We start from the raw sequence: 15,498 nt of genomic DNA, 5'->3' as shown, positions 1-15,498 counted from the left end.
TCAGTCCCAGCTGAGTCCGCTGGCGGACTGGTACTCGATCACCCGGGTCTCGAAGAAGTTTTTCTCCTTCTTCAGGTCCATCACCTCTGACATCCATCCGAAGGGGTTCCGCGTTTCACCGAAGATCGGTTCGATACCGATTTGTTCCGCTCTGCGGTCCGTGACGAAGTGCATGTACTGCTCGCACAGGTCCGCGGTCAGGCCGAGCATGCCGTTGGGCATGGTGGCGCGGCCGTAGGCGACCTCCAGCTCGCACGCCTCGGTCAGCATCTGCCGGACCTCGGCCTGGAACGCCGTCGTCCACAGGTGCGGGTTCTCCTGCTTGATCTGGTTGATGCAGTCGATGCCGAAGTTCAGGTGGATCGACTCGTCGCGCAGGATGTACTGGTACTGCTCGGCGATCCCGACCATCTTGTTCCGCCGGCCGAGCGACAGGATCTGCGCGAACCCGGTGTAGAACCACATCCCCTCGAACACCACGTAGAACGCGATCAGGTCGCGGAGGAACGCGGTGTCCGCTTCCGGCGTACCGGTGCGGAAATCCGGGTCCTCCAGGTGCTGTGTGTACTTCAGCGCCCACGCGTCCTTGTCGGAGATCGACGGCACCTCTCGGTACATGTTGAACAGCTCGCCCTCGTCGAGACCGAGTGAGGTGCAGATGTACTGGAAGGTGTGCGTGTGCACGGCCTCCTCGAACGCCTGGCGGAGCAGGTACTGCCGGCACTCGGGGTTGCTCAGCTGACGGTAGACGGCGAGCACGATGTTGTTCGCGACCAGGGACTCCGCGGTGGCGAAGAACCCTAGGTTGCGCTTGAGCATCAGGCGCTCGTCGTCGGTCAGGCCGTCTTTCGACTTCCACAGTGAGATGTCGGCCTGCATCGAGACCTCGGTGGGCATCCAGTGGTTGTTGCACCCGGCAAGGTATTTCTCCCAGGCCCACGTGTACTTCAGCGGCAGCAGTTGGTTCACGTCCGCGCGTGAGTTGATCATTGCCTTGTCGGCAACTTCAACTCGTGCTGCTCCAACAGAAATGGTGGTCACTGGCAGGCCTCGCAGTCGGGGTCGTCGATGGAGCAGACAGCTCCAGTCGGCTCTGGAACAGATACTGGTACGGCGTTCAGCCGGCCGTCGGTGCCCTTCAGCGTGGACTTCTCGACATGGGTCGCTGACTGGGAACGCAGGTAATAAGTCGTCTTGAGGCCATAACGCCAAGCTGACCGGTAAAGCTCGTCGAGCGCCCGGCCGGACGGCTTCGCCATGTAGAGGTTCAGCGACTGCGCCTGGTCGATCCACTTCTGCCGCCGCGACGCCGCCTTCACCAGCCAGAGCGGGTCGATCTCGAACGCCGTCGCGTACAGCTCGCGCAGGTCGGCCGGGATCCGCTCGATCCCCGCGACCACGCCGTCGTGGTACTTCAGGTCCGACACCATCACCTGGTCCCACAGCCCGCGCGCCTTCAGGTCGGCGACCAGGTACGGGTTGGCGACGGTGAACTCGCCGGACATGTTCGACTTCACGAACAGGTTGCTGTACGTCGGCTCGATCGACTGGCTCACACCGCAGATGTTGGAGATCGTCGCGGTCGGGGCGATCGCCATCACGTTCGAGTTCCGCATGCCGTCACGCAGGACCTTCGCGCGCAGACCGTCCCAGTCCAGTTGCGCGTCGCGGTCGATGATCACGTCGCCGTCGCGCGCCGTGTGCAGCAGGTCGAGCGAGTCGATCGGCAGGATCCCGAGGCTCCACAGCGATCCGTCGTACGACGAGTACCGGCCGCGCTCGGCCGCGAGATCATTGGACGCCTCAATCGCGTGGTAGCTGATCTGCTCCATCGAGCGGTCCGCGAACTCGACCGCGGCGTCGGACGCGTACGGAATCCGCAGCATGAACAACGCGTCCGCGAACCCCATCAGGCCGAGGCCGACCGGGCGGTGCCGCTGATTGGCGCGCTCCGACTCCGGGGTGGTGTAGAAGTTCACGTCGATGACGTTGTCGAGCATCCGTACCGCGGTGTTCACGGTGTCGCGGAGCAGGTCGGCGTCGAGACCGTCTTCGGTCAGATGAGGGACCAGGTTGACCGAGCCGAGGTTGCAGACTGCGGTCTCCTCGACGGTCGTGTTCAGCGTGATCTCGGTGCACAGGTTCGACGAGTGGACGACGCCGTCGTGCTGCTGCGGCGAGCGCAGGTTGCAGGCGTCCTTGAACGTGATCCACGGGTGCCCGGTCTCGAACAGCACGGTCAGCATCCGCCGCCAGAGGTCAACGGCCTTGACCCGCTTGAACACCCGGATCTCTCCGCGATCAGCGGCCGCTTCGTACGCCGCGTAGGCCTCGGCGAACGCAGCGCCGTACAGATCGTGCAGGTCCGGCACCTCGTTGGGGGAGAACAGTGTCCACTCCCCGCCGGCCTCCACGCGCTGCAGGAACAGGTCCGGCACCCAGTTCGCCGTGTTCATGTCATGCGTACGACGCCGCTCGTCACCGGTGTTCTTCCGCAGATCGAGAAACTCCTCGACGTCGATATGCCACGTCTCGAGATACGCACACACCGCGCCCTTTCTTTTTCCGCCCTGATTCACAGCTACAGCTGTGTCGTTGGCGATTTTGAGGAACGGTACGACGCCTTGGGACTCGCCGTTGGTGCCGCGGATGTGGGCGCCGATGCCGCGGACCGGGGTCCAGTCGTTGCCGAGACCGCCGGAGTACTTCGCGAGCAGAGCGTTGTTGCGGATGCCGCTGAAGATGCCCGCCAGGTCGTCGTCGACGGTGGTCAGGAAGCACGACGACAGCTGCGGCCGGGTGGTGCCGGAGTTGAACAGGGTCGGCGTCGACGACATGAAGCGGAACGAGCTGAGCAGCTCGTAGAACTCGATCGCCCGCGCCTCGCGGTCGTCCTCACGGAGCGCCATCCCCATCGCGACCCGGAGGAAGAACGCCTGCGGCAGCTCGTACCGCACCTTGTCGAGGTGCAGCAGATAGCGGTCGTAGAGCGTCTGCAGGCTCAGAAAGGTGAAGTTCAGATCGGCCTCGGGCTTGATCGCCGCGGCGAGCCGGTCGAGGTCGAAGCGGCCGAGCTCGGGGTCGAGCTGCCCGGCCTCGATACCGGTCTGGATGTAGCGCGGGAAGTAGTCGACGTACGCCGTGGTCATGTCGGCCTGGCTCGCCTGCCGGGGCTCGCCGTGGACGCGGCCCAGTGCCTCGCGGCGGATCTGGTCCAGCAGCAGGCGGGACGCGGCGAAGCTGTACTGCGGCTCGGTCTCGACGTACGACCGCGCGGCCATCACCAGCGCGAGCTCGACCTCGTGTTGCGCGATGCCGTCGTAGCAGGCGCCGAGCGTCTCGTTCAGGATCAGTTCGGGGTCGACCGCGTCAAGCCCGGCGGCGGCCTCGGCGACGATCACGCGGAGCCGGTCGACGTCGAGCGGGGATCGGCTGCCGTCGGCCGCGCGGACGGACAGCGCCGGCTTCTCGGTGACGCCGGTCGCGTCGGCCGGTGTGCGGGCCTTGGTCCGCTCCTCGCGGTACAGCACGTAGGCACGGGCGACCTGGTGTTCGCCGGCGCGCATCAGCGCCAGCTCGACCTGGTCCTGGATGTCCTCGACCTGCACGCTGCGGCGAGTGTCACCGCGGCTGGTCAAGGCGGCGACGACCCGGCCGGTCAGGTCGGTCACCAGGTCTCGGACCCGGTGGGTGGCGCCCGCGTCGGAGCCCTCGACGGCGAGGAACGCCTTCGTCACGGCGACGGAGATCTTGGTGGCATCGAACGGTGTACTGCTGCCGTCGCGGCGGATGACGGTGAGCTCCGTGCGAAGCTCCGCCGTCGATGAACCGACAGATGAGGAAGCAATGGTCACAGGTGTGCACTCCAGAAGAGTTCGAAGACCCGGGACCACGCGAGCGGGCGCATGACGGGACCGGCAGCACCGGCCGGGAACACTGCCGTCACGCCCTGCGACCCACCCGCGAGATCTCGGACCGCGTGCACCGGCGGTACACGCACCGGTGGCAGGTATCCGGGCTCGCGAACGCGACGCGACGTCGCGCCCGCACACCGTTGCGGGGCAGCTCCGGATTCGCACCGGATTCCCCTGTTGCCTCGGAATGATCAACATCTTGTGGTGCTGACCGTTCCGAACCACCAGTAGTAGTGATGCTAGGCGGATGGATCTAGATGTTGTGGTAGCGCCACGCCGCGTGTCGCACATCTTGTGGTCCTCGTCCTCGACTCACGCTGCGACCGCGTAGAGATCCTGGAGCGTCATGATCTCCGAGCCGTGATGGATCAGCTCGCGGTTCAGCCGCAGGACGACGTGGCCGAACGGCTCGGAGGCGTCCAGTTCGTTGGCCTGGCTCAGGCCGATCGTCAGCGCCGCGTCCTCGTCCAGCCCGGCGATGGCGTCCTGCCAGGCCTCGACCCAGTAGGTCAGCCAGGCGACCGCGTCCCGGGCGTTGCCGTGCAACGTGATGTCGGCCCGCCCTTGCCGGCTCTCGCCGAACGTCCACTCCCAGCGCTCGAAGAACATCTCGGTCAGATGCGCAATCAGCCAGGCGATCGTCCGCGGTCCGCGATGGTCCGGCTCGTCCGGCCACTGGGCGACCCACTCGCCGGACCCGAGCGGCCGGAACTGCCCGGTGTAATGCCGCCGTACGACGGTGAGCGCCTCACTGCTCGGTCGCCAGAAGTACTGCTCGTCGGTCAGATGGGCGAGCCGCCCGGACAGCACCATCCAGCTGAATCCGAGCTGGCCGCGCACCATCGCCATCGCCGACGGCCGGTGCAGGATGTCCCAGTCGAACGCCTCCGGCATCACAACTCCCCTGTACGATCGAACATGTGTTCGAATTCTTGCTCGATCGCGACCGGAAAGTCAAACCGCCTAGTGTGTCGGTTCTGGCCTCGCGGGGACTGGTCTGCTAGGCGCTTCGATCCGGGTGTCCGCGGCCGGGCTCGCGAAGCGACGCTCCAGCAACGTGAAGGCGTCGATCAGTTCGGGCGCCTCGTAGACGCGGTTCCGGCGCCCGTCGGTGACCTCACGCAGGATGCCCGCCTCGACCAGTCGCGCCAGGCCCTGGTTCGCGGCCTGCTGGGAGCGGTCGATGAGTTGGGCCGCGGCCGCGAGCGTCAGGACCGGCGCGGCCGGCAGTGCCTCGATCAGCAGTTCGGCTGCGGAGCCGGCGCGGACCGGCGCCGCGCGTTCCCGCCATTCGGCCTTGAGTTCGGCGGCGTTCTGCTCGAAGCGTGCGGCTTCGGCGGTCGCGTGCGTGCAGGCCTTCGCGAACATCCGCAACCACGGGTTCGCGGCCGCGCGGGCCTTCGCGGTCGTCGCGCGCCCGACGTACCGGAAGGCTGTCAGTGCTTCGATGTAGTCCGCGGCGTGGGTGGCGAGCGAGAGCGAGACCGGCGGCACGGTGCGTGTGATCAGGCCGTCGGCGCGCAGGATCAGGTGGATCAGTGCGCGCCCGGTCCGGCCGTTGCCGTCGGCGAACGGGTGGATCGTCTCGAACTGCGCGTGCGCGATCGCGGTCTTCGCCAGCACCGGCAGCCCCGATTCGCGGACGAACGTCATCAGGTCCGCGAGCAGTTCGGGGATCAGTTGCGCCGGCGGAGGCACGTAGTAGGCCTCGGCGGGGGAGCGGCCGCCGATCCAGTTCTGCAGGTAGCGGACCTCGCCGCCGAACTCCGGATGCGGCGACTGCGCCATCAGAAGGCGATGCGCCTCGAGCAGATGGTCGACCTCGAGCTTGTCCCCGGCCTGGACGGACTCGGTCACCCACGTCATCGCGTCGACCGCGCCGAGCACTTCTTCGGCGGTCACGTCGCTGATGCGCTCCCGCAGTACGTCGGCCTTCAGCAACCTGCGCGCGCCGACGACGAGCCCCTCGATGTGCGACGACCCGACCGCTTCGGCGCGCAGCAGCAACCGCGCTAACGCCTCGCTGTTCGTCAGGACGGCGGCCGTCGCGTCCAGGCGGGCCAGATCGCCGGCGGCGTCCTCGAGCAGTGCGAGTACGTCGGCGGACAGGTCGAACTCACGCCCGACCAGCGGGTCGGGGAAATACAGCTCGTACGACCCGCCCAGGCGTTCCGCCCGGGTGAACCCGTCGGGGTGCCCGGGCCAGCGGTGCAACTCAACCCGGGCCATACCCTTATTCAAGCTTATCCACAAACCTTGAACAAGGGTTGTGGATAAACAACCCGAACTGAACCCGGCTTTGGGGAGACTGCTGGTTGTGACTCTGGACGCTCGGACGCAGCAGATGGTGGCCGCTAACCAGGCCGATTGGAACGCACGGGCCCCGCTGCATGCGGCGAGCGAGTTCTACGACCGGCCCGCGGAGTTCTGGTTCGCGGACTACGAGTGGGAGGATCTCGGCCCGCTCGGCGGTCGCGACGTACTGCATCTGCAGTGCCATCTGGGGACCGAGACGATCGAGTTCGCGCGACGGGGTGCGCGGACCAGTGGACTCGACCTGTCCGAGAAGTCGCTGGAGGCCGCCCGGCAGATCGCGGCCGATGCGGGCGTTGAGATCGACTACGTGCATGCCAATGTGTACGACGCCGTGGACGCGGTCGACGGACGGCAGTTCGACATCGTGTACACCGGCAAAGGCGCGCTCTGCTACCTACCCGAGCTGAAGCAATGGGCCGAGGTCGTCCGCGACCTGCTCAAGCCCGGCAGCGTCCTCTACATCGTCGAGTTCCACCCGCTGCTCAACGCACTCCGTGAGGTCTCCCTGCCCGGCGAGTCAGAGGACCTCGTGCTCCGCGCCGACTACCTCGAAGGCCGCGGGCCGATCGCTCACGACTCCACCGTCACTTACACGGGCGACGAGGTCCCCGGCCGCCAGACCAGCTACGAATGGCGCCACGGGCTAGGCGAAATCACCACGACCCTCGCCGACGCAGGCTTCCAACTCACCAGCCTCCGCGAGTCCGAAGTACTCCCATGGCCCCGCTGGCCATCGATGCAACAAACCCCCAACGGCTGGTGGCGCCTCCCGGACACCGCCCCCCGCATCCCACTCCTCTTCGCCTTGAAGGCCACCAAGCCATGAGCCGCGCAGAACGCGAGCAGGACCTCATCACCTACTACTCCAACGAGATCCAGGCTCGCGTCGAGCGTGACCTCCCCGAGCCGCGAGTCGCCCGGCGTACGGCGTACCTCGAACAACTCCGCGCCGAAGGCCGCGACACCGTCCTCGAACTCGGCTGCGGTCCCGGCCGCGACGGGGAGGCGATCGCCGCGGCCGGATTCACCTACACCGGCGTGGACCTGTCGCCGGCCAGTGTCGATGCCTGCCGCGAGCTGAGCCTGCACGCGGAGGTCGCATCAATCCTGGACCTGCCGTTCGAGGACGCGACGTTCGATGCCGGCTGGACGATGAGCACGTTGCTGCACGTTGCCGACGAAGATCTCGCCCAAGCACTGCAGGAGATCGTCCGAGTACTCCGTCCGGGCGCACCGTTGGCAATCGGGCTCTGGGGAGATGTCAACGGGAGCGAGCATGTCTGGGAGGACGGCACGGGCTACGGGCCTGGCCGGTTCTTCAGCATCCGTAGCGACGAGGGACTGCGCGAGGTGCTTGGCCGGTACGGTGTGGTGGAGCAGTGGATGACCTGGGACGACGACCGCGTCATGCACTACCAGTGGGCAGTGCTCCGGCTCAACCTCCCCAATCCGGCTACTGGCGCTTTCTAGGGCCGCGGATTGCGACGTACAGGAGGGAGACGCCGAGGGCGGCGACGATGGGGCCGACGGTCGCCCACAGGGTGCTGCCGGTCATTGAGCTGCCCTTGAGGTAGCCGAGGCCTTGCAGCGTCCAGACGCCGCCGATCGCGACGAGCAGTACAGCGAACGCGATGGCGACGATCTTTCCCATGCGGGGAGGTTAGCGGACTCCGGTGGAACGGCGGCGGGTGCGGAATGCGGCGACGCTCTCGCGGTGGGCGCAGGTGTCGCTGCAGTAGCTCTTGCTGCTGTTCCTGGATCGGTCGACGAACGCTTTCCGACAGGCGGTCGATGCGCAGGTGCCGAGCCGGCGAGCGTTGCCGTCGCACACGAACAGCACCAGTCCCATCAGCGCGGTGACGGCGAGCCAGTGGATCAGGCCCTCGTCGGCGGCTTCGAAGTGCAGGTGCGGTTCGCCGTGCTCGGTGCTGATGCGGGGGAGTGCCCGGTAGGTGCGCAGGTGCTCGTTGAGCACCGTCGCTGCGGAGACGGGGTCCTGCGCGCCGGTGTCGAACACGGCACGCAGTTGCGTGCGCAGGTCGCGCGCTGCCATGGCGTCGGCGTCGGTTGCGGTCCAGTTCGCCATTGCGTCGCGGTACAGGGCGGTGACGGCCGCCAGGTCGATCCCGGCGGGCAGGGCCGGGTTGCCTTCCAGCGCGGTCAGATCCGCGTGCTGGGCAAGGAAGTCGGTCAGTCCTGCGGCGCTGGTGAGGTCGTCCGCGCCCGTGGGTTCGGACCGGGTGTTGACCAGGTCCACCGCCAGCTCGAGTCCGAGCGTGTTGTAGTACCCAAAGTGCATTTGACCTGTCACCAGTCCCTGGCTACGGTGTTACACGTAAAAGAACAAACGCCTGTAACACTACCTCGCGAGTCAGGACCGCACCATGACCACATTCGAGGCGGCCACTCCGCTCGGCGCCGTCCGCGGCGCCGAGGCCGGTGGGCTGCTGCACTTCACTGGAATTCCGTACGCGCAACCACCGGTGGGCGCCCTGCGGTTCGCAGCGCCCAAGCCGGTCGTGCCCTGGTCAGGCGTACTTGATGCGACCGGCGGTCCAGTGGTTGCCCCACAGGGTCCGTCCCGGCTGGTCGGGGCGGTCGGGGAGTTCAGCGGCGAGCAGAGCGAGGACTGCCTGCAGGTGTCGGTGACTACGCCGGCCGTCGACGGCCCTCGTCGCCCGGTGATGGTGTGGCTGCACGGCGGCGGTTTCTCCAGTGGAGGCGGAGCGCTGGACTGGTACGACGGCAGCACCCTGGCCCGGGAGGGCGGCGTGGTGGTGGTCGGCGTCAACTACCGGCTCGGACCGCTGGGCTACCTGCGGGTCGAGGGAGCAGGTGACGGCGACGCAGGGCTGCTGGACATGGTCGAGGCCCTGCGCTGGGTGCGCGACAACATCGAGTCCTTCGGCGGCGATCCGGACAACGTGACGGTGTTCGGACAGTCCGCCGGTGGACTGTGCACGCTACTGATGCTCACGCTGCCCGAGGCGCGAGGGCTGTTCCATCGCGCGATTCTGCAGAGCCCGCCTGGTGGTGTCCTGCCGCTGACCAGTCGCGAGGCCCGGCACAATGCGGCGCTGCTGCATGACGCACTGGGGTACCCGGAGTTGGACGCCGATGCACTGCGGCAGCGGCTGACCGAGGAACCCGCGGGGCGGCTGCTGACCGCGGCGAGGCTCGTCGCCCAAGAGACCGCGGTGCCAGGTGGTGTCGCGCCGCCGTACCTGCCGGTTGCTGACGGGTTCGAGTCCACGGAGATGCTGCTGTCGGCGGCTGCTCGCGGTGCGGCGGAGGCCGGCATCCCGCTGATCGTCGGCACCACGCGCGACGAGGCGTTGGCCATGGTTTCCGGTCAGCCCGCCGCGGACGTGATGACCGACCGTTGGTTCACCGGTCCCGCTCACGCGTTCGCCCAGGCGGTTGCCGCCGCCGGCGGCGAGGTGTGGGTCTACCGGCTGGACTGGGCGCCGACCGATTCGCCACTGGGTGCTTGCCACTGCCTGGAACTGCCGCTGGTGTTCGGCACCGCCGACGCCTGGGCCAAGGCGCCCATGATTGCCGGCGCCGACCCGGCCGAGCAGGAGGCGCTGTCCGCGCGGATTCGCGGCAACTGGCTGAGCTTCGCCGCCACTGGCGAGCCTGGCGGCGACTTGCCCTGGCCCCGCTACGACAACGGCCGCCCCACGATGATCTTCGACACCCGGTCCGGCGTCGTCCGCGACCCGTTGCCGATGACAACCAACTTTGCGAAAGGGAGGCACGACCATGACCTCTGACGCCAACGTCCTGCACCACGTCGGGCTGATCAGCCGCGACCTTGATGCCGTCATAGGACAGTACGAGCACCTCGGGTTCTCGTTCACACCGCTGACCTTGCCGCGGATCAAGCTCCGGCCCGACGGCGAGCCGGAGTTCATCGGCGCCGGGAATCGGACCGCCATCTTCACCCACAACTACCTGGAAGTGCTGGCCATCGTCGATCCGTCCCGCTGGGCCGAGGTCACGCCGGAGCAGAAGGGCCCGTACAACCTGGACCGGCCGCTGTCGCGCTACGAGGGCCTGCACGTCATGCATTTCGGCACCGACGACATCGAGGCCGTACACGAGCGGCTGGTCGCCGAGGGCGTGCCGACCCGAGGCGTCCACCCGTACCAGCGGACGGTCGACACCGACGAAGGGCCGAGGCCGATGCGGGCCCTGGCGATGGGCTTCCCGCCCGAGGCCAACCCCGAGGCCCTGGTGCAGGTCGCGCAGCACCTCACCCCGGAGCTGATTTTCCAGGAGCGCTACCAGCACCACGCCAACGGCGCCGTCGACGTCGTCGAGCTCACCGTCTGTGGCGACGACCCGCAGCGGTACGGCGCGCTGTACGCGAGCTACACCGGCCACGAGTCCACCCGCGAGGGTGACGTGTGGACGGTCGACTTGGGGCTTTCGCGAGTACGGGTGGTCTCGCCGGACGCGCTGCCTGCTTTGATCCCCGGAGCCGAACTCCCGGCCGTTCCATCGCTGGTGAACTTCACCGTCGCAGTGACCGACCTGGAAGCGACTCGTGACTTGCTGACTGACCGCGACGTACCTCTCGACGTGGCCGGCGACACCGTTGTGGTGCCTGCCAGCCACGGTGCCGGTACCGCCGTGTCGTTCACCGCAACGTGAGCTGAAGAGTCGTTAGCCGAGTAGCTCGTCGCAGAGGGTCGTCAGTTGCTGGCGGAGGGGGCGGGCGCGGTCGGCGAAGGTGCGTTGGGTGGCGGTGTACTCCGCTTTGCCTTCAGGGGTTTCGATCCGCACGGGGGAGTAGCCGAGGGCGGCCAGGTCGTACGGCGATGCGCGCATGTCGAGGGTGCGGATGTCGCGGGCGAGCTCGAAGCACTCCAGGAGCAGTGCGCTGGGGGTGAAGGGCATCAGCTTGGTCGCCCATTTGTAGAGGTCCATGTTCGCGTGCAGGCAGCCGCCTTGTTCCAAGGCGGGCTGCGATTCGCGGTCGGGTTGGAGCGTGTTCAGTGGGCGCGCAGGAGTCGTGAAGAACCGGAACGCGTCGAAGTGCGAACAGCTGATCTTGTGCGAGTCCACGACCTGATCGGTGCCCTCGGCACCTAGCCGGAGCGGCCAAGCGTCATGCCGTACGTCGGGAGTCCGGTAGACCATCGCCCACTCGTGCAGACCGAAGCACCCGAACTGCGGCTGCCGATCGAGCGTCGACGCGAGCAACCGGCGGATCCACGTGATGCTGTCCGCGCGGCGTTCGATCTCGGCGGGATCGAGCATCGCCGTCCCGTCGACGACGACGTACCCGCGCCGATCGCCGTACGCAGCCGCGTCTTCCAGCCGGATCCCAGGTCCCGGATGCCAGACGCGGAGCTGGTTCGGCCGGGTCGGGTAGTAGGTGAAGAGGAAGTCCTCGACCGGATGCGCTTCCCGCCGGCGCCGCCGTTCCAGGTGGTCCGCCAGCAGTACGTCGACGCGCGCGGCGTGATCCTCGGCGTACGACGACCACTCGGCAACGGGCAGCGTGATGCTCATAGGTCCAGGGCGAACGCGTACAGATCGACGCCCGGGATGGGGGACCAGTCGCGTTCCGGCAGGCGGACGAAGCCGAGGCGTTCGTAGATGCGGTGCGCCGTGGTCATGTAGACGGCGCTGCTCATGACGATTCGCCGCTGCCCGAGCTCACGCGTTCGCGAGATGCAACGCTCGGTCAGCGCGGTCCCGATTCCCAGGCCCCGCGCGCGACCGGCCACGCCGAGCATCCGGAACTCGCCCTCGTCGTCCCGCCCGATCTCGCGGTAGACCGAGCCGACAGGACAGTAGGTGACAGTGCCCAGCAGGCCGGAAGCATCGGCCGCGACCCACAGCTCCGCCTTCGCGGCCCGGTCCGCGGCTGCACGCAGCGTCATCGCGTACTCACCCTTGACGAAGCCGTCGTGCGAGTACGCCTCCACGGTCAGCTCGCCGACCGCGTCGTACTCCGCCGGAACAGCCGCCCGGATCTCAACAGTCACCGCATAACTGTCTCATCTAGCGCCCCGGTAGGCTCGGCCCGTGCGTATCGCCAGATTCTCCGTGGACGACGAGCCCAAGTACGGCGTCGTCGAGACCGACGACCCCGAAGGCCTCGTCGGTACTGTCAACGTCCTCGACTCGGACCCGCTCTACCGGTCGGCGCAGTTCACCGGGGAGAAGCTGCAGCTCGCGGACGTCCGGCTGCTGGCGCCGGTGATCCCGCGCAGCAAGGTGGTCTGCGTCGGCCGCAACTACGCGGCACATGCCGAGGAGCTCGGCAACGACGTACCGCAGCAGCCGATGATCTTCCTGAAGCCGAACACCAGCGTGATCGGCCCGCGGGACGGCATCGTCTACCCGGAGCAGACCAACGACCTGCACTTCGAGGGCGAGCTCGCGATCGTGATCGGCCGGATCTGCCGGGACCTGCCCAAGGAGCGGGTCAACGAGGTGATCTTCGGCTACACGATCGCGAACGACGTCACCGCGCGCGACCTGCAGAAGAGCGACGGGCAGTGGGCCCGGGCCAAGGGGTTCGACACGTTCTGCCCGCTCGGTCCGTGGATCACCACCGAGCTCGACGCGTCCGACCTGCGGGTCAGCACCGAGCTGAACGGCGAGCCCAAGCAGGACGGGCGGACGTCGCAGTTCATCTTCGACATCCCCGAGGTGCTGGCCTACATCACCGCTTTCACCACGCTGCTGCCCGGTGACGTGGTGCTCACCGGTACCCCGGCGGGCGTCGGCCCGATGCTGCCCGGTGACGAGGTCTCGGTCAGCATCGAAGGAATCGGAACCCTCACGAACAAGGTGATCGTGCGTGACTGACGCCGTACTGGGCGACCTGGAGCCGAGTGCCGTGAGGGTCCGGTTCCCACCGTCCCCGACCGGCCTTCTGACCGTCGGCAACATCCGCAGCGCGCTGTTCAACTGGGCCTTCGCGAAGCACTTCGGCGGCAAGCTGGTGCTCCGCATCGAGGACACCGACACGGCTCGCAACACCGCGGAGGGCTACCGGTACACGTACGACGCGCTGCGCTGGCTCGGCCTGACCTGGGACGAGGGCCCCGAGGCCGGCGGCGACTTCGGTCCGTACCTGCAGTCCGAGCGGATGGACATCTACTCGGACGTCGTCGCCAAACTGATGGCGGCCGGCAAGGCGTACCACTGCTACTGCTCGCAGGAGGAGCTCGACCAGCGCCGCGAGGCCGCCCGCACGGCCGGTCAGCACAGCGGGTACGACGGCCACTGCCGCGACCTCTCGCCCGAGCAGGTCCAGGCGTACGTCGACGAAGGCCGGCGGCCCGTGGTGCGGCTGCGGATGCCGGACCACCCGATCGTGTTCGACGACCTGGTCCGCGGCGAGATCACCTTCCTGCCGGAGAACCTCGGCGACTACGTCCTGGTCCGCGCGAACGGCTACCCGCTCTACCCGCTGGTGAACCCGGTCGACGACGCGCTGATGGAGATCACCCACGTGCTCCGCGGCGAGGACCTGCTGCCGTCGACACCCCGCCAGATCGCGCTGTACGAGGCGCTCGCGGACATCGGGGTCGGCAGCGGCCGGACGCCGCGCTTCGGGCACCTGCCGTTCGTGATGGGCGAGGGGAACAAGCGGCTGTCCAAGCGGGACAAGGGGTCCGGGCTGACGGAGTACGTCGACCGCGGGTTCCTGCCCGAGGGGCTGCTGAACTACCTGGCGCTGCTCGGCTGGTCGATCGCCGACGACCGCGACGTGTTCACGATGGCGGAGATGGTCGAGGCCTTCGACATCCGCAAGGTGAACTCGAACGCGGCCCGTTTCGACCCGAAGAAGTGCGAGGCGATCAACGCCGCGCACATGCGGCTGCTCCCCCAGGAGGAGTTCGCGCAGCGGATGATCCCGTTCCTGGCCACGGCCGGGGTGCTTCCGGAGCAGCCGTCCGAGGAGCAGCTCGCGGTACTGCGGGCCGCCGTACCGCTCGTGCAGGAGCGGATGGACACGCTGTCGGAGTCCGACGAGATGCTCGGCTTCCTGTTCGTCTCCGAGGACCGGTTCACGGTCGACCCGGACGCCGCCGCGAAGGTCCTGACCGGTGACGCCGTTGCCGTACTGGATGCCGCGTCGAAGGCGCTTGCCCACGTGGAGTGGACGACCGAGGCGATCGAGGCCGCGCTGCGGGCGTCGCTGATCGACGGGCTCGGGCTGAAGCCGAAGAACGCGTTCGGCCCGGTCCGGGTCGCGATCTCCGGCCGCCGGATCTCGCCGCCGCTGTTCGAGTCACTGGAACTGCTCGGGCGGGAGAAGTCCCTGCACCGGCTCGAGCGCGCACGCCGTACGACGTGATGAGCAAGCAGACCACGCCGTACCAGCGGCTGCTCGACAACGACGTCACGCCGCGTGCGTTCGTCGTCCTCGGCTCGTTCACGATCCTGGTCGGCTGGATGATCACCGGCCTCGTGATCCAGACCGTGCAGATCTCGATCCGGAAGGACCCGGAGGGGACGCTGTCCTGGTTCGGGTTGCTGGGCATCAACCTGACCCTGATCTCGTTGATCCCGCTGTCGATGCTCGTCGCGCGGGCGCTGAACAAGCAGACACCGGGCCTGCTGTCGTCAGTGGTCGGCCGGCTGCGGTGGCGTCCGCTGGCCTGGTTCGCGCTGGTGTCGGTCGCGCTCGAGCTGGTGGCGTTCACGATCATCCAGGTCTTCGACGTCCCGCTCGCCACCGGCGAGCGCCACGGCGGCGGCATGGCGACGGACGCGATCGCGGTCATCGCGGTCACGTTGCTGACCTCGCCGATCCAGGCCGCGGGGGAGGAGTACTTCTTCCGCGGGTACCTGCTGCAGGCCGTCGGGTCGTTCGTCCGGACCTCGCTGGTGGCGGTGATCGTCACCGGGGTGCTGTTCACCGCCGCGCACGGGATCTGGCCGTGGGAGAGCCCGGCGCTGTTCGTGGACCGGCTCGTGTTCGGTCTGATCGCGGGACTGCTCGTCGTCCGGACCGGCGGACTGGAGGCCGGGATCGCGTCGCACGCGGCGAACAACGTGGTCACGTTCGTGTTCGCCGCGATGACCGACACGGTCGGGGCGAGCCTCGGCGTGAAGGACGCGCCGTGGCCGCTGGTTGCAGTCGACGTGGTGAAGTTCGTGGCGTTCGGTGCGATCGCGTGGTGGATGTCCGGGCGGATGAAGCTGGCGGCCGAATCCGGGTTGCCGCTGACCGCGTTGCCGGTCGGCGGCCCGGGACGGGTGTGACGGGAGTGACAACCCGCCGCAAGGGGGC

15 protein-coding genes and 1 riboswitch are annotated in these 15,498 nt (G+C 67.8%); of the genes, 7 read left to right on the top strand and 8 right to left on the bottom strand.

Annotation, left to right across the window (positions count from 1 at the left end):
- The 4 genes from OHB24_RS41190 to OHB24_RS41175 form a co-directional block, all read right to left on the bottom strand.
- Nucleotides 1-1,041, bottom strand: coding sequence for a ribonucleotide-diphosphate reductase subunit beta (locus OHB24_RS41190; protein WP_327636399.1), 1,041 nt, complete (start codon nucleotides 1,039-1,041; stop codon nucleotides 1-3).
- On the bottom strand, nucleotides 1,038-3,854 hold the full coding sequence (locus tag OHB24_RS41185) for a ribonucleoside-diphosphate reductase subunit alpha (protein ID WP_327636398.1): 2,817 nt from the start codon (nucleotides 3,852-3,854) through the stop codon (nucleotides 1,038-1,040). The genes OHB24_RS41190 and OHB24_RS41185 overlap by 4 nt, the downstream gene beginning before the upstream one ends.
- Before the next feature lie 133 nt (nucleotides 3,855-3,987).
- Nucleotides 3,988-4,155: riboswitch (cobalamin riboswitch) on the bottom strand.
- Between the two features lie 71 nt (nucleotides 4,156-4,226).
- Nucleotides 4,227-4,808, bottom strand: coding sequence for a DinB family protein (locus tag OHB24_RS41180; RefSeq protein WP_327636397.1), 582 nt, complete (start codon nucleotides 4,806-4,808; stop codon nucleotides 4,227-4,229).
- Nucleotides 4,809-4,877: 69 nt separating this feature from the next.
- A complete protein-coding gene (locus OHB24_RS41175; RefSeq protein ID WP_327636396.1) occupies nucleotides 4,878-6,143 on the bottom strand; it encodes a Fic family protein in 1,266 nt (421 codons plus the stop codon).
- An 88-nt stretch (nucleotides 6,144-6,231) separates the two neighbouring features.
- On the opposite strand from OHB24_RS41175, the gene OHB24_RS41170 reads away from it, so the two are divergent.
- A complete protein-coding gene (locus tag OHB24_RS41170; protein ID WP_327636395.1) occupies nucleotides 6,232-7,056 on the top strand; it encodes a class I SAM-dependent methyltransferase in 825 nt (274 codons plus the stop codon).
- Nucleotides 7,053-7,700 (top strand): class I SAM-dependent methyltransferase, encoded by a 648-nt coding sequence (locus OHB24_RS41165; RefSeq protein WP_327636394.1) that lies wholly within the window; start codon nucleotides 7,053-7,055, stop codon nucleotides 7,698-7,700. The genes OHB24_RS41170 and OHB24_RS41165 overlap by 4 nt, the downstream gene beginning before the upstream one ends.
- On the opposite strand, the gene OHB24_RS41160 is transcribed toward OHB24_RS41165, so the two are convergent.
- Entirely contained in the window at nucleotides 7,684-7,881 is a 198-nt protein-coding gene (locus tag OHB24_RS41160; protein ID WP_327636393.1) for a hypothetical protein, read from the bottom strand. The genes OHB24_RS41165 and OHB24_RS41160 overlap by 17 nt on opposite strands.
- A 9-nt stretch (nucleotides 7,882-7,890) precedes the next feature.
- The gene (locus OHB24_RS41155) at nucleotides 7,891-8,529 is read right to left on the bottom strand and encodes a CGNR zinc finger domain-containing protein (protein ID WP_327636392.1); all 639 of its coding nucleotides are present in this window, start codon (nucleotides 8,527-8,529) and stop codon (nucleotides 7,891-7,893) included.
- A gap of 85 nt (nucleotides 8,530-8,614) precedes the next feature.
- Between OHB24_RS41155 and OHB24_RS41150 the strand changes: the two genes are divergently transcribed.
- Both OHB24_RS41150 and OHB24_RS41145 read left to right on the top strand, forming a co-directional pair.
- Entirely contained in the window at nucleotides 8,615-10,006 is a 1,392-nt protein-coding gene (locus tag OHB24_RS41150; protein WP_327636391.1) for a carboxylesterase/lipase family protein, read from the top strand.
- Complete coding sequence (locus OHB24_RS41145; protein WP_327636390.1) at nucleotides 9,996-10,889, top strand: VOC family protein; 894 nt, start codon at nucleotides 9,996-9,998, stop codon at nucleotides 10,887-10,889. Before OHB24_RS41150 ends, OHB24_RS41145 begins: the two co-directional genes overlap by 11 nt.
- Nucleotides 10,890-10,901: 12 nt before the next feature.
- Here the strand turns inward: OHB24_RS41145 and OHB24_RS41140 are convergent, their stop codons facing one another.
- Together OHB24_RS41140 and OHB24_RS41135 are read right to left on the bottom strand one after the other, a co-directional pair.
- On the bottom strand, nucleotides 10,902-11,753 hold the full coding sequence (locus OHB24_RS41140; RefSeq protein ID WP_327636389.1) for a 3-methyladenine DNA glycosylase: 852 nt from the start codon (nucleotides 11,751-11,753) through the stop codon (nucleotides 10,902-10,904).
- The gene (locus OHB24_RS41135) at nucleotides 11,750-12,232 is read right to left on the bottom strand and encodes a GNAT family N-acetyltransferase (protein ID WP_327636388.1); all 483 of its coding nucleotides are present in this window, start codon (nucleotides 12,230-12,232) and stop codon (nucleotides 11,750-11,752) included. Before OHB24_RS41135 ends, OHB24_RS41140 begins: the two co-directional genes overlap by 4 nt.
- 40 nt (nucleotides 12,233-12,272) lie before the next feature.
- Here OHB24_RS41135 and OHB24_RS41130 point away from each other — a divergent pair, with 40 nt between their 5' ends.
- The 3 genes from OHB24_RS41130 to OHB24_RS41120 are packed head-to-tail and all read left to right on the top strand — an operon-like array spanning nucleotide 12,273 to nucleotide 15,470.
- Complete coding sequence (locus tag OHB24_RS41130; RefSeq protein ID WP_327636387.1) at nucleotides 12,273-13,061, top strand: fumarylacetoacetate hydrolase family protein; 789 nt, start codon at nucleotides 12,273-12,275, stop codon at nucleotides 13,059-13,061.
- Nucleotides 13,054-14,559 (top strand): glutamate--tRNA ligase, encoded by a 1,506-nt coding sequence (gltX, locus tag OHB24_RS41125; protein WP_327636386.1) that lies wholly within the window; start codon nucleotides 13,054-13,056, stop codon nucleotides 14,557-14,559. The genes OHB24_RS41130 and gltX overlap by 8 nt, the downstream gene beginning before the upstream one ends.
- Nucleotides 14,559-15,470 carry a CPBP family intramembrane glutamic endopeptidase gene (locus OHB24_RS41120; RefSeq protein ID WP_327636385.1) on the top strand — a complete coding sequence of 304 codons (912 nt, stop codon included), beginning with the start codon at nucleotides 14,559-14,561 and terminating at the stop codon, nucleotides 15,468-15,470. The genes gltX and OHB24_RS41120 overlap by 1 nt, the downstream gene beginning before the upstream one ends.
- Nucleotides 15,471-15,498: the final 28 nt, after the last annotated feature.

The organism is Kribbella sp. NBC_00482, from assembly GCF_036013725.1.
Lineage (GTDB): Bacteria > Actinomycetota > Actinomycetes > Propionibacteriales > Kribbellaceae > Kribbella.
Note: the sequence above shows the minus strand (reverse complement) of the source record. Positions and strands in the feature narration are given on the sequence as shown.